General features: G+C 69.7%; 23 protein-coding genes. 9 read left to right on the top strand and 14 right to left on the bottom strand.

Annotated elements, in window-relative coordinates:
- Nucleotides 1-33: 33 nt before the first annotated feature.
- Entirely contained in the window at nt 34-897 is an 864-nt protein-coding gene (locus ACWHMB_RS00970) for a class II glutamine amidotransferase (RefSeq protein WP_377484803.1), read from the top strand.
- A gap of 9 nt (nt 898-906) precedes the next feature.
- On the opposite strand, the gene ACWHMB_RS00965 is transcribed toward ACWHMB_RS00970, so the two are convergent.
- Nucleotides 907-3,075: a heavy metal translocating P-type ATPase gene (locus ACWHMB_RS00965; RefSeq protein WP_377484804.1), complete on the bottom strand. Its 2,169-nt coding sequence runs from the start codon at nt 3,073-3,075 to the stop codon at nt 907-909.
- 54 nt (nt 3,076-3,129) lie between these two features.
- Between ACWHMB_RS00965 and cadR the strand changes: the two genes are divergently transcribed.
- From cadR to ACWHMB_RS00945, 4 genes are read left to right on the top strand one after another with little or no spacing between them, the layout of a single operon-like run.
- Complete coding sequence (gene cadR, locus ACWHMB_RS00960) at nt 3,130-3,585, top strand: Cd(II)/Pb(II)-responsive transcriptional regulator (RefSeq protein ID WP_377484806.1); 456 nt, start codon at nt 3,130-3,132, stop codon at nt 3,583-3,585.
- Nucleotides 3,586-3,643: 58 nt separating this feature from the next.
- Entirely contained in the window at nt 3,644-4,933 is a 1,290-nt protein-coding gene (locus ACWHMB_RS00955) for a solute carrier family 23 protein (protein WP_377484808.1), read from the top strand.
- Nucleotides 4,934-4,978: 45 nt separating this feature from the next.
- Nucleotides 4,979-5,269, top strand: a complete 291-nt coding sequence (locus ACWHMB_RS00950) for a nucleotidyltransferase family protein (protein WP_377484810.1) — start codon at nt 4,979-4,981, stop codon at nt 5,267-5,269.
- Nucleotides 5,266-5,610: a HepT-like ribonuclease domain-containing protein gene (locus tag ACWHMB_RS00945; RefSeq protein ID WP_377484812.1), complete on the top strand. Its 345-nt coding sequence runs from the start codon at nt 5,266-5,268 to the stop codon at nt 5,608-5,610. The genes ACWHMB_RS00950 and ACWHMB_RS00945 overlap by 4 nt, the downstream gene beginning before the upstream one ends.
- A gap of 118 nt (nt 5,611-5,728) precedes the next feature.
- Here the strand turns inward: ACWHMB_RS00945 and ACWHMB_RS00940 are convergent, their stop codons facing one another.
- The 6 genes from ACWHMB_RS00940 to aroE form a co-directional block, all read right to left on the bottom strand.
- Nucleotides 5,729-6,199, bottom strand: coding sequence for a DUF1850 domain-containing protein (locus ACWHMB_RS00940; RefSeq protein WP_377484814.1), 471 nt, complete (start codon nt 6,197-6,199; stop codon nt 5,729-5,731).
- Nucleotides 6,200-6,320: 121 nt separating this feature from the next.
- Nucleotides 6,321-8,393 (bottom strand): TRAP transporter permease, encoded by a 2,073-nt coding sequence (locus ACWHMB_RS00935; RefSeq protein ID WP_377484816.1) that lies wholly within the window; start codon nt 8,391-8,393, stop codon nt 6,321-6,323.
- Nucleotides 8,394-8,505: 112 nt separating this feature from the next.
- Nucleotides 8,506-9,465 carry a TAXI family TRAP transporter solute-binding subunit gene (locus tag ACWHMB_RS00930; RefSeq protein ID WP_377484818.1) on the bottom strand — a complete coding sequence of 320 codons (960 nt, stop codon included), beginning with the start codon at nt 9,463-9,465 and terminating at the stop codon, nt 8,506-8,508.
- A gap of 105 nt (nt 9,466-9,570) precedes the next feature.
- On the bottom strand, nt 9,571-10,152 hold the full coding sequence (locus ACWHMB_RS00925) for a cob(I)yrinic acid a,c-diamide adenosyltransferase (RefSeq protein WP_377484820.1): 582 nt from the start codon (nt 10,150-10,152) through the stop codon (nt 9,571-9,573).
- A gap of 7 nt (nt 10,153-10,159) precedes the next feature.
- Nucleotides 10,160-10,609, bottom strand: coding sequence for a type II 3-dehydroquinate dehydratase (aroQ, locus tag ACWHMB_RS00920; RefSeq protein WP_377484822.1), 450 nt, complete (start codon nt 10,607-10,609; stop codon nt 10,160-10,162).
- A 41-nt stretch (nt 10,610-10,650) separates the two neighbouring features.
- Nucleotides 10,651-11,490 (bottom strand): shikimate dehydrogenase, encoded by an 840-nt coding sequence (gene aroE, locus ACWHMB_RS00915; protein ID WP_447648409.1) that lies wholly within the window; start codon nt 11,488-11,490, stop codon nt 10,651-10,653.
- Nucleotides 11,491-11,558: 68 nt separating this feature from the next.
- Between aroE and ACWHMB_RS00910 the strand changes: the two genes are divergently transcribed.
- From ACWHMB_RS00910 to ACWHMB_RS00895, 4 genes are all read left to right on the top strand, one after another.
- Entirely contained in the window at nt 11,559-11,987 is a 429-nt protein-coding gene (locus tag ACWHMB_RS00910) for a hotdog fold thioesterase (protein ID WP_377484826.1), read from the top strand.
- 175 nt (nt 11,988-12,162) lie between these two features.
- Nucleotides 12,163-13,587, top strand: coding sequence for an FAD-binding oxidoreductase (locus ACWHMB_RS00905; RefSeq protein WP_377484828.1), 1,425 nt, complete (start codon nt 12,163-12,165; stop codon nt 13,585-13,587).
- Between the two features lie 66 nt (nt 13,588-13,653).
- Complete coding sequence (locus ACWHMB_RS00900) at nt 13,654-14,199, top strand: helix-turn-helix domain-containing protein (RefSeq protein WP_377516474.1); 546 nt, start codon at nt 13,654-13,656, stop codon at nt 14,197-14,199.
- Nucleotides 14,127-14,711: an IS630 family transposase gene (locus tag ACWHMB_RS00895; protein WP_377516475.1), complete on the top strand. Its 585-nt coding sequence runs from the start codon at nt 14,127-14,129 to the stop codon at nt 14,709-14,711. The genes ACWHMB_RS00900 and ACWHMB_RS00895 overlap by 73 nt, the downstream gene beginning before the upstream one ends.
- Before the next feature lie 86 nt (nt 14,712-14,797).
- Here the strand turns inward: ACWHMB_RS00895 and ACWHMB_RS00890 are convergent, their stop codons facing one another.
- From ACWHMB_RS00890 to ACWHMB_RS00860, 7 genes are all read right to left on the bottom strand, one after another.
- Nucleotides 14,798-16,096, bottom strand: a complete 1,299-nt coding sequence (locus tag ACWHMB_RS00890) for a type II toxin-antitoxin system HipA family toxin (RefSeq protein ID WP_447648408.1) — start codon at nt 16,094-16,096, stop codon at nt 14,798-14,800.
- Nucleotides 16,096-16,422, bottom strand: coding sequence for a helix-turn-helix domain-containing protein (locus ACWHMB_RS00885; RefSeq protein ID WP_377483702.1), 327 nt, complete (start codon nt 16,420-16,422; stop codon nt 16,096-16,098). The genes ACWHMB_RS00890 and ACWHMB_RS00885 overlap by 1 nt, the downstream gene beginning before the upstream one ends.
- A 201-nt stretch (nt 16,423-16,623) precedes the next feature.
- Entirely contained in the window at nt 16,624-17,115 is a 492-nt protein-coding gene (locus tag ACWHMB_RS00880) for a BON domain-containing protein (RefSeq protein ID WP_377483704.1), read from the bottom strand.
- Between the two features lie 61 nt (nt 17,116-17,176).
- Nucleotides 17,177-18,235: a peptidoglycan-binding domain-containing protein gene (locus tag ACWHMB_RS00875; protein WP_293224131.1), complete on the bottom strand. Its 1,059-nt coding sequence runs from the start codon at nt 18,233-18,235 to the stop codon at nt 17,177-17,179.
- 130 nt (nt 18,236-18,365) lie between these two features.
- Nucleotides 18,366-19,037: a class I SAM-dependent methyltransferase gene (locus tag ACWHMB_RS00870; RefSeq protein WP_377483706.1), complete on the bottom strand. Its 672-nt coding sequence runs from the start codon at nt 19,035-19,037 to the stop codon at nt 18,366-18,368.
- A gap of 140 nt (nt 19,038-19,177) precedes the next feature.
- Nucleotides 19,178-20,002, bottom strand: coding sequence for a sterol desaturase family protein (locus tag ACWHMB_RS00865; RefSeq protein WP_377483708.1), 825 nt, complete (start codon nt 20,000-20,002; stop codon nt 19,178-19,180).
- Nucleotides 20,003-20,040: 38 nt separating this feature from the next.
- Nucleotides 20,041-20,586: a midcut-by-XrtH protein gene (locus tag ACWHMB_RS00860; RefSeq protein ID WP_377483710.1), complete on the bottom strand. Its 546-nt coding sequence runs from the start codon at nt 20,584-20,586 to the stop codon at nt 20,041-20,043.
- Between the last annotated feature and the right edge of the window lie 2 nt (nt 20,587-20,588).

Genomic DNA, 20,588 nt, shown 5'->3' with positions numbered 1-20,588 from the left:
GCCTTGGCGCGCGCGCCGGCGTATACCGGGCGCATGTGCCGCCTGCTCGCCTACAAGGGTCGTCCGCTGCCGGTGGACGACCTGCTCTACCGGCCCGACCACTCGCTGGTCCAGCAGAGTCATCACGCCAACGAGGTCTCCGAGCCGCTGAACGGCGACGGCTTCGGCCTGGGGTGGTACGAGCCCGACATCACGCGCGAGCCGGCGGTGTTCGCCTCGGTCACGCCGGCGTGGAACAACCGCAACCTGCGCTACATGGCGCCCAAGCTGGTGTCGCCCTGCATCCTGGCGCACGTGCGCGCGGCCACCGAGGGGCAGGTGTCGGAGTTCAACTGCCACCCGTTTCACCACCAGAACCTGCTGATGGCCCACAACGGCAGCGTGCGTCCGTTTGCACGCATCAAGCGCGCCCTGGTCGAGCGGCTGTCCGACGAGCGCTTTCTCTGGCTCAAGGGCCAGACCGATTCGGAGCACCTGTTCGCCCTGTTTCTCGACCGCTACCTGGCCCGGCGCGAGCGCGACGCCGAGGCCATGGCCGATGCGCTGCAGGCCATGTTCGACGAGCTGGCGGCCCTGAAGGCGGCGCACGGCGTGACGCAGGCCAGCGGGCTGAACATGGTCGTCACCGACGGTCGCGCGCTGGTCGCCGCGCGCCACTGCGACGACCCCGGCGTGGCGCCGGCATCGCTGCACCACACCGAAGGCAGCCACTACGTCTGCGACGCCGGCGGCTGCCGCATGGCGCCAGCGCCGCACCATGAGCAAGCCGTGCTCATCGCCTCCGAGCCCCTGACGCGCGAGAGCCAGCACTGGCGCGACGTGCCGGCGCGGCACTTCGTGCTGGTCGACGCGCACAACCGCATGTCGTTTCGGCCGATCCGCATGGCTGGCGGCTGAGCCCCGCACTCAGCGCCGCAGCAGCCGCAGGCCGTTGGCCACCACCACCAGGCTGGCGCCCATGTCGGCGAACACCGCCATCCACATGGTGGCGATGCCGGCCACGGCCGCCACCAAAAACACCGCCTTGATGCCCAGCGCCAGCCCGATGTTCTGCCACAGCACGCCGTGCACGCGGCGCGACAGGCGCAGCAGCTCGGGCAGGCGGCGCAGGTCGTCGTTCATCAGCACCACGTCGGCCGCCTCCATGGCGATGTCGGTGCCGGCGCCGCCCATGGCCACGCCCAGATCGGCGCTGGCCAGCGCGGGCGCGTCGTTGATGCCGTCGCCCACCATGGCCGTGGGGCCGTGCGCGGCCCGCAGCGAGGCGATGCGCGCCAGCTTGTCGGGCGGCAGCAGGCCGCCGATGGCCTCGCTCACGCCCACCGCCTGGCCCACCGCCCGCGCGGCGGCCGGGTGGTCGCCCGACAGCATCACGGTGGTCACGCCCATGGCCTTCAGCTCGGCGAGCGCCTCGGGCGCGTGGTCCTTCACCGTGTCGGCCACCGCCAGCAGGGCCAGCACCTCGCCGTCGCGCGCCAGCAGCGACACGCTGCGCCCCTGCGCCTGGTGCGGCGCCAGGCGCGCCGCCACGGCCTCGCTGCCCAGGCCCAGCGCCTGCGCGGCGCGCCAGCCGATCAGGCGCAGGCGCTGGCCGTCGATGCGCGCGCTCACGCCGTTGCCGGGCGCGTCGGCAAAGCCTTCGCTGGCGCCGGCTTGCACGCCCTGCGCGGCCAGGCCGGCGGCAATGGCGCGCGACACCGGGTGATCGGATGCGGCGGCCAGCGTGGCGGCCCAGCGCTGCCAAGTGGCGGCGGGCACGGTGCCCGTGAGCGCTTCGCTCGCCACCAGCGCGGGCTGGCCCACGGTCAGCGTGCCGGTCTTGTCGAAGGCCATGGCCTTCATCAGGCGCGCGCGCTCCAGGTGCACGCCGCCCTTGATCAAGAGGCCCCGCCGCGCCGCCTGCGCCAGTGCGCTGACCAGGGTAACCGGCGTGGCGATCACCAGCGCGCAGGGGCAGGCGATCACCAGCAGCACCAGCGCCTTGTACAGGGCGTCGTGCCAGGCCCAGCCCATCGCCCACGGACCCAGCAGCGCCACCGCCAGCGCCAGCGCGAACACCAGCGGCGTGTAGACGCCCGCGAAGCGGTCGACCAAGGCCTGCGTGGGCGCGCGGCTGGCCTGCGCCTGCTCCACCGCGTGGATGATGCGCGCCAGCTGCGTGTCGCGCGCGGCAGCCGTCACGCGCAGCACCAGCAGGCCCGTCTGGTTGAGCGTGCCGGCGTACACCGCATCGCCCACGCCCTTGTCCACCGGCAGGCTCTCGCCCGTCACCGGCGCCTCGTCGACGGCGCTGCTTCCTGCGGTCACCACGCCGTCCAGCGCCAGCCGCGCGCCGGGCTTGACGCGCACCTGCGCGCCCACCGCCACCTGCGTGGCGGGCACGCTGCGCCAGGCGCCGTCGGCGTCCAGCCGCTCCACCTCGTCGGGCGCCATGCGCAGCAGGTCGCCGATGGCCCCGCGCGCGCGGTCGACGGCACGCGCCTCCAGGTGCTCGGCCAGTGCGTACAAGGCCATCACCATGGCGGCCTCGGGCCACTGGCCGATCAGCAGGGCGCCGGTGACGGCCACGGTCATCAGCGCGCTGATGTTGAGCCGCCCGCGGCGCAGCGCCAGCAGCCCCTTCCAGTAGGTGGACAGGCCCGACAAGGCCACCGCCAGCACCGCCAGGACCACACCGAGGGGCGCCCAGCCGGGCGGCGCCAAGGCGTGCGTCAGCTCGGCGAGCAGGGCCAGCAGCAGCGCGGCCACGATGCGCGGCAGCGTGGGCGCCAGCAAGGCCGAGCGCCAGTCGAACGCGCGGGCCTGGCGATCGTGCCCATGCTCATAGTCGTGCGCGTGCCCTTCGCTTGGCGCGCCGTCCGCCGGCGCAAAGCCGGCCGCGCGCAGGCTGGCCTCGACCGCGGGCAGGCTGCCCGGCGCGGCCTCGACGTGCAACTCGCGCGCGCCCAGGTGAAAGCGCAGGCCACGCAGGCCGGCAATGTCCTTCAGGGCGTGGCGAATCTCGGCTTCCTCGGCCGCGCAATCCATGTTGGGAATGCGGTAGACCCGTTGATCAATGGTGGCGGTGGGGCTCATAGGGTCATTGGAAACCCTGGAGCAACTCCAATGTCAAGCGCGTAGCATGGGGCCATGAAGATCAGCGAACTCGCCGCCGCCACCGACACCCCGGCCGACACCATCCGCTACTACGAGCGTGCCGGCCTGCTGCCCGTGCCGCCACGCACCGGCAACAACTACCGCCACTACGACGCCGGCCACGCCGAGCGCCTGGCCTTCATCCGCCAGGCGCGCGGGCTGGACATGTCGCTGGACGAAATCCGCACCCTGCTGCGCTGGCAGGCCGAGCCCGGCGCCGACTGCGGGGCGGTCAACGCGCTGGTGGACGAGCACATCCGCCACATCGCCACCCGCATCCGCGAGCTGCGCGCGCTGGAGCGCCAGCTGAAGGTGCTGCGCGCGCAGTGCCGGCAGGCCAGCGACACCGCGCACTGCGGTATCCTGGCCGGGCTGAGCCACGCCGACGCACCGCCGGTGGGCGCGGCGCCGCCGCACCAGCACATCGCCGGGCCGCACGGACGGCACTGAAAGCCCTCGCTTCTCCACTACCATCGGGGCCATCAAAAACCCCCGAGGAGCGGAGAAGATGAGCCTGTTCAACTGGCAAGAAAAGCCGGTCGCGGCGCTGGCCAACGAGGGGGTGATCGCCCCCGACGAGCGCCTGCCCTGGCCCCAGACCACGGCCATGGGCGTGCAGCACGTGGTGGCCATGTTCGGCTCCACCGTGCTGGCACCCATCCTGATGGGCTTCGATCCCAACCTGGCGATCTTCATGAGCGGCATCGGCACGCTCATTTTTTATTTCATCACCGGCGGCAAGGTACCCAGCTACCTGGGCTCGTCGTTCGCCTTCATCGGCGTGGTGATCGCCGCCACCGCCTACGCGGGCCAAGGGCCCAACGCCAACATTCCGGTGGCGCTGGGTGCCATCATCGTGTGCGGGGCGATCTACGCGCTGATCGGCGTGGTGGTGCAGGCCATCGGCACGGCCTGGATCGAGCGCCTGATGCCGCCGGTGGTAACCGGCGCGGTGGTGGCGGTGATCGGCCTGAACCTGGCCTCCATCCCGGTCAAGAACATGGCCGCCAGCGGCTTCGACAGCTGGATGCAGGCCGTCACCTTCGTCAGTGTGGCGCTGGTGGCGGTGTTCACGCGCGGCATGGTGCAGCGCCTCTTGATCCTGGTGGGGCTGGCCATCGCCACCGCGATCTACCTGGTGCTGACCAATGGCATGGGGCTGGGCAAGCCGATGGATTTCTCGGGCATTGCTGCCGCGGCGTGGCTGGGTTGGCCCAAGTTCCAGGCCCCGGTGTTCGACAGCGCCGCCATGCTGCTGATCGCCCCCGTGGCGCTGATCCTGGTGGCCGAGAACCTGGGCCACATCAAGGCCGTGAGCGCCATGACCGGGCGCAACCTGGACCCCTACCTGGGCCGCGCCTTCATCGGCGACGGCATCGCCACCATGGTCTCGGGCAGCGCCGGCGGCACCGGCGTGACCACCTATGCCGAGAACATCGGCGTGATGGCCGCCACGCGCATCTATTCCACCGCGGTGTTCATCGTCGCCGCCATCGTGGCACTGTGCCTGGGCTTTTCGCCCAAGTTCGGCGCGCTGATCCAGGCCATTCCGCTGCCGGTGATGGGCGGCGTGTCGATCGTCGTATTCGGCCTGATCGCGATTGCCGGCGCGCGCATCTGGGTCGACAACAGGGTTGATTTCTCCGATCCCGCCAACCTGCTGATCGCCGCGCTGACGCTGATCCTGGGCACCGGCGACTTCACCCTCAAGTTCGGCGGCTTTGCGCTGGGCGGCATCGGCACCGCGACCTTCGGGGCGGTGTTTTTGGCGGCCTTGCTGCTGCGCAAAACGCGGTGACCGGTAGGGCGCCGCATCCACAGGCGAGCGCTATCATTTGACCTCATGCTGCTCGATCAACTGCGTGCCAACAAGGGGCTGATCCATGCCGCCTGCCGCCAATATGGCGCCGGGCGCATTCGCGTGTTCGGCTCGGTGGCACGCGGCGAGGAGCAGGCCAACAGCGATGTCGACTTTCTGGTCGACCTGCCGCAAGGCTACGACCTGTTCACCCAGCGTCTGCCCCTGCAAAGGCGCTTGTCGGAAATCACCGGTCGCCGCTCCGACCTGGTGCCGACGCACGAACTCAATCGGCACCTGCGCGCCGCCGTGATGAACGAGGCCATCGAGCTGTGAGCAAGCAGTGGCGGGCTTATGCCCTGCACATCCTGGACACGGTCGAGAAGCTGCGGCGCATTCAGCAGCGCGGCGACCTGACCCGAGACGACATCCTGTACGACGCGGCGCTGCGCAACCTGCAGACCCTCTCGGAAGCGACCCAACGCTTGCCCGATGAACTCAAGCTGCGCTTCCCGTCGATACCGTGGAGCGAGATCGCGGGCTTTCGGAACATTCTGGTTCACAACTATCTCGGTGACATCGATGCGCGCACCGTCCTGTCCGTGCTGCAGCATCACGTGCCCGCGCTCGAATCCGCCGTGCAGGCCATGCTGGCCGAGGCGGACGGAATGCCCTGAGCCCGATAGGGCTTTGAAGGAAGTGACGGCGCCATCGCCTTGGCAAATGATCTGAGCGCAAGGTCAAATCAGGCTCAAGCCCTTGTCCGACAAACGGCAATAGCTATCAATAACGAAGTCATGAGACGCCCGTTTCCTCGCACGCCCACAGCAGCGTGATGTCGCCGTCGGACGGCAGCCAGGCGCCCATCGGGCGGCAGGGTTGGCCGGCCGGGCACAGATCGAAGTCGGCCGTGTAGGGCGAGCGCGTCAGCCGCAGCGCACCCTGCGGCTGGTCGGCGGGCACGTAGTCGTACCAGGCGCCGTGGTGCACCGCATCCGGCGGCGGCTCCATGCCAGCGCCGGTGCCCTGGATGCGCGCCCGCGTCAGGCGCAAGTGCGGCCGGCCGGCGCCGTCGCGCTGCACCTGGTAGTCCTCTTCCCAGCGGATTTTCTCGATCGAATGCATCCACGCCAGGGTGAAGCGCGTCTGCGGCACGAAGCGCACGCGGGCGTCGCTCGTGGCCGGCAGCGCGCCGTCCGCATCGGCGCCCGGCGGCAGGCCGGCGGCCAGCGCCAGGCACACGCCCAGGACGGCTGCAGCGCTCACCAGACGACCCTCCGCGCTGCGCGCTGCGGGATTCGCGCTTGGGAGCGGCCCGGCGCGCTCATTGGACTGCCCTCCGCGCTGCCGCGCTGCGGGATTCGCGCTTGGGAGCGGCCCGGCGCGCTCATGCCGGCGCGGCCGCGCGCACCTGGCGGGTACGCCACACGTGCCACAGCACGAAGGCGGCGGTGGCGGCAAAGCCGATTTCGTCGGTCCACGGCACGGCCGCCACCAGGAAGCACGCCGCCAGCAGGCAATACAGGCGTTCGACCCAGTTCAGCGGCGTGAACAGATAGCCGATGGCCGCCGCACCCCACAGGCCGATGGCCACCAGCGCCTTGATCACGACGTAAGCGGTGGCCCCCCAGCTGTCGCCCAACAGCAGCAGCTCGGGCGAATACACCATCATGTAGGGCGTGATGAAGCCGGCGATGGCGATGCGCATGGCGTGCAGGCCGATCTTCAGGCCCGACTCGCGCGCGATCGGCGCGGCGGCGAAAGCGGCCAGCGCCACCGGCGGCGTCAGGTCGGCCATGATGCCGAAGTAGAACACGAACATGTGCGAGACGATCAGCGGCACGCCCAGCTGCAGCAGGATGGGCGCGGCCAGCGAGCTGGTGATGATGTAGTTGGGAATAGTGGGGATGCCCATGCCCAGCATCAGGCAGGTCAGCATGGTCAGCACCAGCGCCAGCAGCAGGTTGTCGCGCCCCAGGGCGATGACGTAGCCGCCCATCTCGGCCGCCACGCCGGTGAGGTTGATGATGCCGATGATGACGCCCACCAGCGCGCAGGCGATGGCCACCGGCAGCGCGTGGTGCGCGCCGTCGACCAGCGCCTGCACCGCCAGCCGGCGCGCGTCCTGCCCCGTGTGCAGCGCAAACGTGACCGCCACCAGCAGCGCCACCAGCACGAAGAAGGTGCCGACGCCGAACTTGAAGAAACCCGCCGTGGCGATGCCCAGCAGCACCCAGAACAGCACCCGCAGCGCGGTGCTGCCCACGCCCGTCATGCAGGCGGCGCCGAAGATCAGGATCGCCGTCAGCCCCAGCCCCACGGTGCCCGAAAACAGCGGCGTGTAGCCCGAGAACAGCAGCACCACCAGCCCGATCAGCGGCAGCAGCAGATACCACTGGCGCTTGATGGCCAGCCAGGGGTTGGGACACTCCTCCTTGGGCAGGCCCAGCAAGCTCTTGCGCCCGGCCTCCAGATGCACCATCCAGAACGCGGTGACGTAGTAAAGGATGGCCGGGATGGCCGCCGCCTTGCAAACGTCCACGTAGGGGATGTTCAGCGTCTCGGCCATGATGAAGGCCACCGCGCCCATCACCGGCGGCATGATCTGCCCGCCCATGCTCGCGGTCGCCTCCACACCGCCGGCGAAGGCGCTGGAGTAGCCGAAGCGCTTCATCAGCGGGATGGTGAACTGACCCGTGGTGACCACGTTGGCCACGCCCGAGCCGTTGATGGTGCCCATCAAGCCCGAGCTGATGACCGCCACCTTGGCCGGCCCGCCGCGCGTGTGGCCCACCGTGCCCATGGCGAAGTCGGTGAACAGCTGGATCATGCCCGCCTGCTCCAGGAAGGCGCCGAACAGGATGAACAGGAAGATGTAGCTGGACGACACGTAGGTCGGCGTGCCGTACAGGCCCTCGGTGCCGAAGGACAGCGTGCTGATGATCTGGTCCAGCCCGTAGCCGCGGTGCTGGAAGGCCTGCGGCAGGTATTGGCCCCACAGCCCGTAGGCCAGGAACAGCCCGCAGATGATGGGCAGCGCCCAGCCCATGGTGCGGCGCGCGGCCTCGAACACCAGCACCAGCAGCACCACGCCCACCACCCAGTCGGCGTCGCTCAGGGTGCCGGCGCGCTGCACCAGGTCGGCCTCGAAGATCCATTGGTAGATGCCGGTGGCGAAGCCCGCCAGGCCCAGCACCCAGGCCAGCGGCTTGAAGCCGGCGCGGGCGCCGTGCTTCTTGCTGAAGCCCGGCTCGATCAGGAAGATCATCAGCAGCACGAAGCCCACGTGCACCGCGCGCACCACCTGGCTGGAGAGGGGGCTGAAGGCGGCCGTGATGACCTGGAAGCTGGAAAACACCAGCGCCACCCAGAACACGGCGCTGCGCCAGGCCAGCTTGTCGTGCGTGGGGGCGGGGGGTGCGTCGAGCGGCGTGTGGCTGACGGCGGCGGCATCGGTCATGGCGAGCTTTCTATCGCGCGGGTGGCAAAACAAGGGGCGCGCCCATCAAAAAACCGGCGCTTCGCAGCGCCGGTTCTCGATGGTTTCACCCTTCGGACATCGGCAGGGCGCCTTACTTCAAGACGCCGGCCTCGCGGAAGTAGCGCTCGGCGCCGGGGTGCAGCGGAATGGGCATGCCCGTCAGCGCGTTCTGCAGCTTGATCGCCTTGGCGGCGTTGTGCGCGGCATACAGGGTGTCGAGGTTGCCGTACATGGCCTTGGCCATCTGGTAGACCAGCTCGTCGGGCACCTTGGACTGCGTGATCAGGAAGTTGGGGATGGCCACCGTCGGCACCGCCTCGGTCTGGCCGGTGTAGGTGTCGGCCGGAATCTCGGTGGCCACGTAGGCCGGGCTGCCGATCTTGGCCACCACCTCCTTGGGCACGGCCACCACGCGGATCTTGACCGAGCTGGCCAGGTCGCGGATGGAGGCCACACCCAAACCGGCCGACTGCAGGGTGGCGTCGAGCTGGCGGTTCTTGATCAGCTCGACCGATTCGCCGAACGGCAGGTACTCGACCTTGGCCAGGTCCTTGTACGTCAGGCCCGCGGCCTTGAAGATGGCGCGCGCGTTCAGCTCGGTGCCCGACTTGGCGGCGCCCACCGACACGCGCTTGCCCTTCAGGTCGGCCAGGGTCTTGATGCCCGAATCCTCGCTGGCGACGATCTGGATGTAGTTGTTGTAGGTGGCCGAAAAGCCGCGCAGGTTCTTCAGCGGCTCCTTGAAGCCGGCGTCGGCATCACCCGCCCAGGCGTCGGCCACCGCGTCGCCGAGCGAAAACGCCAGCTCGCCGCGCCCGGCCTGCAGCAGGTTGAGGTTCTCGGCCGAGGCCTTGGTGACCTGCGCCGTGGCGCGCGCGTCGGGAATCGCCTTGGCGAAAATCTGCGCCAGCGACACGCCCAGCGGGTAGTACACGCCGCTCTGGCCGCCGGTCAGCACGTTGATGAATTGCGGCTTCTGGGCCAGGGCGGCCCCGCCAAGTGCCAGCAGACCGGCCATCAGGCCGGCCGCCAGGGTGGTTTTCAAACGCATCTTGCCTTGCTCCTCTCTTGCGTATGGCAACAAAGGAAACCATGGTAAGGGACGATGCGGACCGCGAAAACCCGGGATTCACCCCATGCGGGTCAATCGCCGCGCTCACTCGCCGTGCTGCGTGCGCTCCAGCTTGTCGCTCTTCCAGTAGACCTCGTCATTCAGCTCGTGCCCGCTGGCGTCGCGGTTGAACACCCGCGCCAGCACGAACATCAGGTCCGACAGGCGATTGAGGTAGCGCCGCGGCGTGGGCTGCAGTTCCTCGTGCTCGCCCAGCGCCACCACCGCGCGCTCGGCGCGGCGCGCCACGGTGCGGCACACGTGCGCCTGCGCGGCGGCGCGCGTGCCGTTGGGCAGGATGAACTCCTGCAGGCGCGGCAGCTGCGCGTTGTAGGTCTTGAGCGCCGCGTCCAGCTGCGCCAGCGCCTCGTCCTTGAGCAGCGTGAAGCCCGGGATCGACAGCTCGCCGCCCAGGTTGAACAGCTGCTGCTGGATGTCGGTCAGCAGCTGGCGCACGTCGGCCGGCAGCGGCTCGCACAGCAGCAGGCCGATGTGGCTGTTGAGCTCGTCGACGTCGCCCATGGCCTGCGGGCGCGCGCTGGCCTTGGACACGCGGGTGTTGTTGCCCAGGCCGGTGGTGCCGTCGTCGCCGGTGCGGGTGGCGATCTGCGTCAGGCGTTTTCCCATGATGTTCTCATTTTTTGATAGCTGTCTGCGCTTGCCCCACCAGGGCGCGCAACCCCAAAAGGTATGAATCGACGCCGAAGCCGCAGACCTGGCCGGCAGCGATCGGCGCGATGAAGGAGCGGTGGCGAAACGGCTCGCGCGCGTGGATGTTGGACATGTGCACCTCGACGATCGGGCAGCGCAGGATGGCCAGCGCATCGCGGATGGCGAGGCTGGTGTGCGTCCAGGCGCCGGCGTTGATCAGCACGCCATCCGCCGCGTCGCGGTGCGCCTGGTGGATGCGCTCGCACAGCGCGCCCTCGTGGTTGGTCTGAAAGCACTCCACGCCGACGCCCAGCTCCTGCGCCAGGCTGCGCAGCCCGGTGTCGATGTCGGCCAGCGTGGCCGTGCCGTAGTGCGCCGGATCGCGCTGGCCGAACATGTTGAGGTTGACGCCGTGCAGGACGAGGAGCTTCATGCCTGCCATTATGAAGAACGCTGCCAGCAGGGATATGCGCCTCAATCCAGCGGCACCGCCAGCCGCGCCAGCACCGCGCGCGTGTCGGGCCGCACGCCGCGCCACAGCGCGAAGGACTCGGCCGCCTGCTCCACCAGCATGCCCAGGCCGTCGGCCACGCGGGCGCAGCCGGCGGCGCGCGCCGCCGCCAGAAACGGCGTCAGACCCTGGCCGTAGACCATGTCGTAGGCCAGTGCGCCGGGCGCGAAGGCGCTGGGCGGCACGGCCGGCGCCTGCCCGCTCAGGCTGGCCGAGGTGGCGTTGACGACGACATCGAAGGCGCCGGCGCCCGCCAGCGCGTCCAGCCCGCCGCCGGCCAGCGCCACGCCGCCCAGGTGCGGTGCCAGCTCGCGCGCCAGCGCGTGCGCCTTGTCGGCCGTTCGGTTGGCGATGAAGATGCGCGCCGCGCCGGCGCGCGCGATCGGCAGCAGCACGCCGCGCGTGGCGCCGCCCGCGCCCAGCAGCAGCACGCGCCAACCCGCCAGCGGCGTGCCCAGGTTGTGCTCGATGTCGCGCACCAGGCCGATGCCGTCGGTGTTATGCGCCCGCGCGTGCGCGCCCTCGAAGATCAGCGTGTTGGCCGCGCCCGCCAGCCGCGCATCCGCGCTGGCCTCGTCGGCCAGCTGCAGCGCCGCCAGCTTGAAGGGCAGGGTCACGTTCAGCCCGCGCCCGCCGGCGGCGCGAAAGGCCTGTACGGCGCGCTCGAAGCCGCCTGGCGCGGCGCCGCCGTCGATGGCTTCGTAGGTCATGTCCTGCCCCGTGGCTTGGGCGAACAGGTCGTGGATGAAGGGCGACTTGCTGTGGGCGATGGGGTGGCCGATGACGGCGTAACGGTCGGGCATGGGGCGATGGTAGCGGCCCGCCTGCTGCGGTAGGCTTGATACATCGACCACTCATGAGGGCCCGCGCCATGCGCATCTGGCAACAAGCGATTTCGGTGGAGCGGCTGACCGCCATCCACCTGGACACTGCGGTGCAGCACCTGGGCATCGAGTTTCTGGAGGTGGGCAACGACTTCATCCGCGCCCGCGTGCCGGTCAATGCGCACACACGCCAGCCCTACGGCCTGCTGCACGGCGGCGTCAGCGTGGTGCTGGCCGAGACCCTGGGCTCATGCGGCGCCGCCTTTTGCTGCCCCGAGGGCTGGCGCGCCGTGGGCCTGGACATCAACGCCAACCACCTGCGCGGCGCCACCGCGGGCTGGGTGACGGGCGTCACGCGCCCGGTGCACATCGGCCGCAGCACGCAGGTGTGGGCGATCGAGATGAGCAACGACGCCGGCGAGCCGACCTGCGTGTCGCGCATCACCATGGCGATGCTGGCGCCGCGCGGGGCGTAGCCGGCGAGAGATGTGAAGCGGGCAGGATTCAAAGCAAAATATGCTTGTAGCGCGCACCCATCAAGCGCGGAAAGCTATTGTTTTTGAAGGTCCTGTCGACCCAATTTCATCACTGCCCACCGCACGCCGCCGCGCGCGCCACCGTACACTGTCCCTCATCCGCAGGAGCCCCCCCATGAACGCCCCCACCCAAGCCGTCCACGTCACGCCCGAGATCAAGCCACGCCCCGTGCCGGCGGCCCTGATCGATGCGCTGAAAGCACGCTTCGGCGCGCAGTTCTCGCAGGCGCAGGCCGTGCGCGAGCAGCACGGGCGCGACGAGTCGGCCTTCACCACCGTGCCGCCGCCGGCTGCCGTGGTGTTTGCCGACAGCACGGCCGACGTGCAGGACGCCGTCAAGCTGTGTGCTCAATACAAGGTGCCGGTGATTCCCTACGGCGTCGGCTCCTCGCTGGAAGGGCATTTGCTGGCCGTTCAGGGCGGCGTCAGCCTGGACGTGAGCCGCATGAACAAGGTGCTGAGCGTCAACGCCGAAGATCTGACGGTGACCGTGCAGCCGGGCGTCACGCGCGAGCAGCTCAACGCCGAGATCAAGAGCACGGGCCTGTTCTTTCCGATCGACCCTGGCGCCAACGCCAGCCTGGGCGGCATGTGCGCCACGCGCGCCAGCGGCACCAACGCCGTGCGCTACGGCACCATGCGCGAGAACGTGCTGGCGCTCGAGGTCGTCACCGCCGCCGGCGAGGCCGTGCGCACCGGCACGCGCGCCAAGAAAAGCAGCGCCGGCTACGACCTGACGCGCCTGTTCGTCGGCAGCGAAGGCACGCTGGGTGTGATCACCGAGGCCACCTTGCGCATCTACCCGCTGCCCGAGGCGGTGGCGGCGGCGATCTGCTCGTTTGGCAGCATCGCCGACGCGGTCAACACCGTGATCCAGATCATCCAGCTGGGCGTGCCCATCGCGCGCGTCGAGCTGCTGGACGGGCACACCGTGCGCATCGTCAACCAGCACAGCAAGCTCACGCTGCGCGAGGGGCCGATGCTGCTGATGGAGTTTCACGGCTCGCCCGCCGGCGTGAAGGAGCAGACTGAAACCGTGCAGGCCATCGCGGCCGAGCACGGCGGCGCCGGCTTCGAATGGGCCGACACGCCCGAGGAGCGCTCGCGCCTGTGGGCGGCGCGGCACAACGCCTACTTCGCCGGCGTGCAAAGCCGCCCCGGCTGCCGCTGCATCACCACCGACGTGTGCGTGCCCATCTCGCGCCTGGCCGACGCGCTGCTCGACAGCGTGCAAGAGGCCGACGACAGCCGCATCCCCTACTTCCTGGTCGGCCACGTGGGCGACGGCAACTTCCACATGGGCTACCTGATCGACCCCGACGACGACGCCGAGCGCGCGCGCGCCGAGCAGCTCAACCGCCAGGTCGTCGCGCGCGCCCTGGCGCTGGGCGGCACCTGCAGCGGCGAGCACGGCGTGGGCCTGCACAAGATGGGCTTTCTGCTGGACGAGGCCGGCGCCGGCGCGGTGGACCTGATGCGCACCATCAAGCGCGCGCTGGATCCGCTGGACATCATGAATCCGGGGAAGGTGTTCAGTTGAGTTGATTCCATTTCCATATCAATAGATCAATAATATCCATGTCACCGATCCCGCAAGGAGAACGACATGGCAAGAACAGCCCGAGGTGCCGACAGTCTGGAGTCGGCCCGTCAAATGCTGGCCGGCGCACAGACCGCTGAGCAGCTTCGCCAAGCACAGGCGGTGGTGTTGCCGCTGGACTATGGCTTGAGCCTGGAGCAAACCGCGCAGGTCATCGGCCGCTCCCCGGCGTGGACCTGCCGCTTGCGCAATCGCTTCCTGGCCGGCGAGGTTGCAGGTGACGGCCAGCGCCCCGCGCGCGGCGGCAGGCGCCACCAGAACATGACGACTGAGCAGGAGCGCCAGGTGCTGGCGCCCTTTCTTGATCGCGCTCGCACGGGCGGCATCCTGGTGGTCGGTCAAGTCAAGTGTGAAATCGAAGCTGCCCTGGGCCGTCCCATGGCGCTGTCCTCGGTCTACAACCTGCTGCACCGCCACGGCTGGCGCAAGCTGGCCCCCGACAAACGCCATCCGCAAAGCGATCCTTTGGCTCAAGAGGAGTGGAAAAAAAACTCCCCGAGCGCCTTGCCGAAATCTGCTCGCACTGGCCGCAGCAAGGCCCCATCAAGCTGATGTTCCAGGACGAGGCGCGCTTTGGACGCATCAACGACGTGCGCCGCTGCTGGGCGCCCAAGCCGGTGCGGCCGCTGTGCCAAGCCATGTTGACCCACGAGTACACCTACGCGTACGCCGCCGTCGATGTGGCAAGCGGCCAGTTGGACTCGCTCATCTTGCCTCACGTCAACACCGAGTGCATGCAGTTGTTTCTCGACGAGGTGAGCGAGCGTCACCCGCACGAGCGCATCGTCATGGTGCTTGACGGTGCCGGCTGGCATGCCAGTGGTGAGCTGCACCCGCCCGCCAACATGCGCCTACTGAGCCTGCCCCCCTATGCGCCGGAGCTCAACCCGGTGGAGCACGTGTGGGACGAGCTGCGCGAGAAGCGATTCCACAACCGCGTCTTCGACAGCCTGGAGGCGCTCGAAGATCACCTTGAGCTCGCCCTGCGAGACTTCGAGAGCAACTGCGAACGGATCCGATCCATCGTCGCCTGGCCGTGGATTATTGATGCGCTATTGAATTAGAAATGGAATGAGCCCCCCCTGCGCAACTCAAGGTTTGCTCATGGACAACCGGGCCTGAACTCGAGGACGTCACCCGGCCGACGCCATCAAAGCAGGCGGGCCGCAGCGTCCAGTTGCACATGCTCGAAGGCGGGCGCGAAGTCGTCCAGCTCTTCCGCACGCAATCCCACCCCCGGCGTTTGCGCCAGCTGCCGCCATTGGCACACCGCCGCGTACACCTCGCCCAAGACAGTCAAGGCCTCGGCTTTGCCCAGGGCAAAGTAGGCAGCCCGCGCCAGCAGCATGGCCACGTCGGTGACCGGCCCGTCCCGCTCGGACAACCAGGTCTTGGATTCGCGCTCCTTGTCGGGGAAGGGGTTCAGGTCGAACGCCGGGGCCAACCGCCACTGCCCGTGCGCCACATGCAGAAAGCCGTGGTTTTGCAAGTGGTCGTCCACGTTGGTGATCAACAGATTGAACACCAGCCGCCGCCAGAGCTGGCGCACATCTTCAGTGGGCGCATGACCATGGGAGCGGATGGCGTCGGCCGCTTCGGTGTAGCTGCGCTCGTCCTCGCGCGAGGCTTGCAGTAGCGAGGCCGCCGATTGATAGGGAATGCGCCCACCCTCGCCATCACGGTCAAACCGCTGGATGACGGCAACCGGCACCTGTTCGTTGCCGCTGCCCAGCAGCACCACGCGTGCGGGCGCCACATCCACGCCCGCCAAGGCGGCCAGGCGCAAGGCCAGCACCTCGCCGCGCGTCACGCTGCGCGCGTCCTGCACGCTGGGGAACTTGCCGATCGCCAGACGGCCGTCTGCGTCGATCAGCGTGCACTTGGGCCGCATGCCGCCCAACGACGTGCCCTTGCCCTGCAAGTAGCGCAGGTCTTCGGCGGTTTCCTGTCCACGCTCCACTGCACGGCTGGCCTGGAAGATGTGCTCCAGTTCGATCAGGGGTGGGGTGCTGCGCTGGCCCTGGGCCACGGTGCGCTGCCAAGCCCCGTCGGCGCCACCCAGCCGCAGCGCGCCCACGCGGCTGAAGTCGTCCACCGCCAGCAGATAGTCCAGCTCCGTCAGCGCGGGCAGTTGCGGGTTGGCGCGGCGGCGCTTGGCGTGGTCGCGGGCGATGACGCGTCGCCCCCAAGCATCGGGCGCGGTATCGGCCAGCGCGCCATGGAAGACCGAGTCCTGCGCGCTGGCCGCCTTGTGCGCCTGGTAGCCCGCCACCAGCGGCAGGTCGGCCGATACGCCAAAGCGCACGGGGTTGTTCAGCCAGGCCTGGTCATAGGCAAAGGCGCAGTGCTCGCGCCGCCCCTGCCGGGCGTACACCAGCGTGCCCAACGCCAGCCCGACCTTGCCGATGCCGACCTGAACCTCCTGGCGCAGCGCCGCGGGGGCCACCATCACAGGGCTCCCGAGGGCGTGCGGGATTTGCTGCGCACCCGCTGAGGCAACTGCTCATCCATCAGCGCCAAGCCGATTTCATCCTTTGGCGTGTCCAGCAGATGTTCCAGGGCCTGCAGCTCGCCAAACACATGCAGCGCGCGAGCAAAAAAATGGATGGGCACGCGCGCATCGCCCTTTTCCATGCGCCGCACCGTGGACAGTGACGCACCCATGCGTTCGGCCAGCGAGGCTTGGGAGACATGCCGACGCCGGCGCGCCAGGGACAGGTCGGCGCCGAGCTTGAGCAGGGCGCGTTGTACCGGCAGTGGAATGGAAGGCGGCAATTTAAACGATCCAATGAAGCTTTCAATGATATTTAATCGTTCCCATTAAAACCATTATAAGTTCATTGGCGTGCGACGCCAACAGCAGCCCATGGCGTAAGCCGCCCGCACCATCACAGCGCTTCATCGCTCAGCGCCTGTTGTTGCACGCCGACGGTCGAGCGGATCACCGTCGCGCAACCAGCTCAGCATTCACTCGTTTCACCGAGCCACCCTGTACGGCACCGGCCCCTGCGTCTCGCCAGGCACAACCAGCTGGTTGACGACCCCCATCACATCATCGACCAGGCCCACCGATTGCTCCAGCAAGCGTCCCTGCTCCTCCGACCGCACGCAGCCCTTGAGCGTGACGATGCGGCGCTGGCCCAGCACCCACACGCTGGTGTCGGCAAAGCGCGGGTCGTACTGGATGTACTTTTGCACGCGCGGGATGATCTCGGCGTCGTACTGGTACGAATTGGGCAGGCGGCAGCGCCCGGAGGTGTAGCAGCTGGTGCCGTGCTGGGTGCGCTCGTGCTGCTGCTCGCGCACCTGCTGCTCGGTGTAGAGCGGCCCCTCGGGTACGGGGCAATGGGCGATGGCCGACGTGACCTGCACGAAGGGGTCGTTGAAGGCATTGCTGCGCGCCGGCTCGGCGGGCCCGCCCGCGTGGGCCGCGGCCGCCAGGCACAGGGCCAAGAGGGGCCAGCGCATGGGGTTCACCCCTCAGCCATGGCCTGCCGCAAGAAGAGGGATGGGGCCGGGCCCCACCCGCTCACTTGCCGGACAGCACGTCCTGCGTGGCGGCGTCCAGCCGGCCGCTGGGCTGCAGGCTGTTGTCGCGCTGGAAGGCGCGCAGCGCCGCGGCGGTGCGCGGGCCGGCGGCGCCGTCGGGCGTGCCGACGTTGTAGCCCAGCTCGTTCAGCCGCGCCTGTGCCTCGCGCATGGACAGGGTCTTGCCGCCTTGGCCGGGAATCGAGGTTCGCGAAGGTCCGGCACCGCCGTCCACGCCCAGCCGACCGCCGCCGCCCAGGCCCTGGCCCTGCACCGACTGCGCCTTGTAGTTGCGCAGCGCGACGACCATCTGGTTGTACGCATCCATGAAGGCCGCCGTGATGACCTTGCCCTGCGGCGTGTTCTGGTAGCCGCCCAGGCCGGCGCCCGCACCGCCGCCGAACAGCGCGCCCATGCCGCCGAAGTCGGTCTTGGAGGCGCTGCCCTCCGACGCCGCCACCTGCACGCCCGAGCGGTTGTCGACCAGGGTCAGCATGACGTTGGCCTCGCGCGTCTTGGTGCCGGCCGCCACCGCGCCCAGCACCGCGCCCCCGCCGCCGAACAGCCCGCCCAGCGCGCCGCCGATGCCGCCGGTGTTGCCCTCGTTGAAGACGATTTCGGGCGACAGGCCGTAGTCGGACGCCACCATCTGGCCGCCGCCCATCTGGCTGCCCTGGCGCATTTGGCCGGACTGCATCAGCTCGCGCTCGCGGCTCATGGCGCGCATGCCGGCGGCGCCGCGCTCGACGACGACGAAGCAGTTGGACTGCTGGATCATCAGGCGCAGCAGGTTGGAGGTGGGCGGCAGCTTGTATTCGTTGCGCAAGATGGTGTACCAGCCGGCGTTCTGGTTCTCGACCAGCGACACCGTGCCCAGCGGCGAGGCGCAGCGCTGCAGCTCGGAATTGGCGTTGGCCGAGCCCGCGCCGGCGGCGCTGCCGGTGGCCACGGTCTTGCTGTCCGAGCCGCCCATCTTGAGGTCGGTGGTTTCGCAGCCGGCCAAAGCCAGGGCGGCCAGGAGGGCGGTGGTCGTCAGTGCGGTGCGTTGGATCGTCAACATGCGGAGGTCCTCCCGGTTCGGGGTGTCTGGTTTTTTGGGCTGCTTGGCCGGGCCTGCGCGGCCCGAAAAGCGGGCGCCCATGATAAGCGCATGGGCTGGCGGAAGATAGTGCGGTTTACGCTCTATGCCGTCACGCCGACGGCGCGTGCGCCAGCACGTCCACCCGCGCCGGCGGCAGGTTGGCCAGCACGCGCTCGCGGCGCTGGCACACCAGGCCGGCCTGCTGCCAGGGCGAAGGGCCGTGCAGCGCGTAGGTGAACTGCAGCAGCCGCCCGCCCGGCGCCAGCACCTGCGCGCCGGCCTGCAGGATGCGCTGGCGCGCCGGCGCCGGGATGGACAGCAGCGGCAGGCCCGAGACGATGTGCCGCACGCGCACGGGGCCGTCAGCCCCGTCCAGTCGAGCCAGCAACGCCGGCAGCTCGGCCGCATCGCCGTGCAGCACCTGGATGGCCGGAAAGCGCTGGCGCAGGTGGGCCGCCAGGCGGTCCGACTGCTCGACCACCGCCAGCCGCGCGGCGGGCACGCCGTGCGCCAGCAGGGCGGCGGTGATGACGCCGGTGCCGCCGCCCAGCTCCACCACCCAGCCCTCGTCCGCCAGGTCGACCAGCGCGGCCATGCGCGCGGCCAGGTAGGGCGAACTGGCGCAGATGGCGCCGACGGCCAACGGCTGGGCCATCAGCTCGCGCAAGAACAGCGAACGCGGCGAGCGCGACACCGCGCGCCGCATGCGCACCACGCCGGCGCGCGCCTTGCGCACGGCGCTGACCGGGCGCACCGCCAAGGCGCGGGCCAGGGCAACCATTTCAAGCGGTGGGGGAACGCGGCTGTGGGGCATGGCGATGGGCGTGGCGCAGCGGGGGCGGCGAGCGCGCAGCTTACACCGTTGCCGCGCCCAGCCGCCATCGAATCGGGCTCACCCGGGGGCGCACATGCAAGAGACTGTCACGCGCCATCGCGGGCGGCGCGGGGCCGGGCCGCCTCAGCCACCGGCGCGGCCGCAGCACTGAACGGCGCGCGCAGCAGGGCCGCCAGCGACTGGCTGCGCGCGTCGCGCCCGCGCTCCAGCCCCATGGTCAGACCGCGCCCACCGTCCGGCGGCACCGGGGTCGCGCTGCGAAAAAGATGATCGAACAGCGGCAGCAGCGTGGCGTAGTTGCTGTCGGTCTGCGGCCGGTGGGCGCTGTGGTGCACGCGGTGGTAGGCGGGCGTCACTACCAGCCAGCGCAGGCCGCGGTCCAGCCACGCGGGCAGGCGCAGGTTGCCATGCGACAGGGTGGCGACAGCCAGCGCCACCAGGCTGTAGGCCAGCACCGCCAGCGGCGGCGGCGCCAGGGCGATCAGCACGGGCAGGGTGAGCAGCGCGCCGACCAGGTTTTCCAGCGGATGGTGGCGGTGCGTGGTGGTGGCGTCCAGCTCGACGTCGCTGTGATGCACGGCGTGCAGGCGCCACAGCCAGGGCATGGCGTGCGAGAGGCGGTGCAGCGCGTAGGCCATGCTTTCCATCACCAAGAATGTGAGTACCCACTGCGCCCAGACTGGCCAACCCCACTGCACGAGGCCACCCTGCATCGTGAGGCCCAGCGGCCCGGCCACCGCCCAGAACAGCAGCGGCGTGGCCAGCGTGGTGCCCACGGCCAGCACCGACAGTGCGCCGTTGCGCGCCCAGCGCCGCAGCGGCGCCCCGGCAGCGTGCAGGGGCGACAGCGATTCGAGAAAAAGAACCGCCGCCATGCACAGCACGGCGGCGCCCAGGTAGATCTCGTTCATTCAAGCATCGGCGGCGCGCAGCGCGGCGCACCGCCCCGTTAAACCGGTGGTCCCGCCAACTGGACGTAGCAACTCGCCCCGGCCGCCACCACGGTGCCCACCAGGCATTGGGGCGAGCCGGAGTCCGGTGCAACCCAGCTTACCCCCGGGGTATTGGTGGTCAGGGACTTGATCTGCTGGGACACGGCCGTGCCATTGGTCACCATCACGGGAGCGCCGATGACGCTCACGTTCACCGTGCCCCCACTCGCTGACGTCATTGTGACCCCTGGCACCACCGCCTGCACCGACTGCACCCAGTGGCCGCTGGCCAGTCCCCCGGCCGCCAAGCCGCCGCCCAACAGCAGATGGGTCAGCAAGCGGCTGTCGACCCGGTCGCGCAGGGCGCGATAGGCGACCGCCATCACCAGCAGCGCCAGCAGCAGCAGCGACCATTCGCCCAAGGTGGGCACGGTTGCCGCCGACAGCGGGCCGTAGACGATGGCCCCAGCCACCGGAATGCCCGCCCAGGCGCTGGGTGCCAGACCCCAGGCGGCCAGCGCGCCGACCGCCGTCAACCCCGTGCGCAAGAAATGTCGCTTCATGG

The sequence above is a fragment of the Ottowia pentelensis genome, assembly GCF_964341695.1.
This window is presented reverse-complemented; position numbering and strand designations above follow the sequence as displayed.

Excerpts from the sequence above, each read along its gene's own strand:
- ACWHMB_RS00935 (WP_377484816.1), bottom strand. The coding sequence starts at position 8,393 with ATGACCGATGCCGCCGCCGTCAGCCACACGCCGCTCGACGCACCCCCC.
- aroQ (WP_377484822.1), bottom strand. The coding sequence starts at position 10,609 with ATGAAGCTCCTCGTCCTGCACGGCGTCAACCTCAACATGTTCGGCCAG.
- ACWHMB_RS00905 (WP_377484828.1), top strand. The coding sequence starts at position 12,163 with ATGAACGCCCCCACCCAAGCCGTCCACGTCACGCCCGAGATCAAGCCA.
- ACWHMB_RS00870 (WP_377483706.1), bottom strand. The coding sequence starts at position 19,037 with ATGGTTGCCCTGGCCCGCGCCTTGGCGGTGCGCCCGGTCAGCGCCGTG.
- ACWHMB_RS00955 (WP_377484808.1), top strand. The coding sequence starts at position 3,644 with ATGAGCCTGTTCAACTGGCAAGAAAAGCCGGTCGCGGCGCTGGCCAAC.
- ACWHMB_RS00965 (WP_377484804.1), bottom strand. The coding sequence starts at position 3,075 with ATGAGCCCCACCGCCACCATTGATCAACGGGTCTACCGCATTCCCAAC.
- ACWHMB_RS00880 (WP_377483704.1), bottom strand. The coding sequence starts at position 17,115 with ATGCGCTGGCCCCTCTTGGCCCTGTGCCTGGCGGCCGCGGCCCACGCG.
- ACWHMB_RS00860 (WP_377483710.1), bottom strand. The coding sequence starts at position 20,586 with ATGAAGCGACATTTCTTGCGCACGGGGTTGACGGCGGTCGGCGCGCTG.
- ACWHMB_RS00925 (WP_377484820.1), bottom strand. The coding sequence starts at position 10,152 with ATGGGAAAACGCCTGACGCAGATCGCCACCCGCACCGGCGACGACGGC.
- ACWHMB_RS00970 (WP_377484803.1), top strand. The coding sequence starts at position 34 with ATGTGCCGCCTGCTCGCCTACAAGGGTCGTCCGCTGCCGGTGGACGAC.
- ACWHMB_RS00865 (WP_377483708.1), bottom strand. The coding sequence starts at position 20,002 with ATGAACGAGATCTACCTGGGCGCCGCCGTGCTGTGCATGGCGGCGGTT.
- ACWHMB_RS00875 (WP_293224131.1), bottom strand. The coding sequence starts at position 18,235 with ATGTTGACGATCCAACGCACCGCACTGACGACCACCGCCCTCCTGGCC.
- ACWHMB_RS00930 (WP_377484818.1), bottom strand. The coding sequence starts at position 9,465 with ATGCGTTTGAAAACCACCCTGGCGGCCGGCCTGATGGCCGGTCTGCTG.
- ACWHMB_RS00950 (WP_377484810.1), top strand. The coding sequence starts at position 4,979 with ATGCTGCTCGATCAACTGCGTGCCAACAAGGGGCTGATCCATGCCGCC.
- ACWHMB_RS00910 (WP_377484826.1), top strand. The coding sequence starts at position 11,559 with ATGCGCATCTGGCAACAAGCGATTTCGGTGGAGCGGCTGACCGCCATC.
- ACWHMB_RS00900 (WP_377516474.1), top strand. The coding sequence starts at position 13,654 with ATGGCAAGAACAGCCCGAGGTGCCGACAGTCTGGAGTCGGCCCGTCAA.
- cadR (WP_377484806.1), top strand. The coding sequence starts at position 3,130 with ATGAAGATCAGCGAACTCGCCGCCGCCACCGACACCCCGGCCGACACC.
- ACWHMB_RS00890 (WP_447648408.1), bottom strand. The coding sequence starts at position 16,096 with ATGGTGGCCCCCGCGGCGCTGCGCCAGGAGGTTCAGGTCGGCATCGGC.
- aroE (WP_447648409.1), bottom strand. The coding sequence starts at position 11,490 with ATGCCCGACCGTTACGCCGTCATCGGCCACCCCATCGCCCACAGCAAG.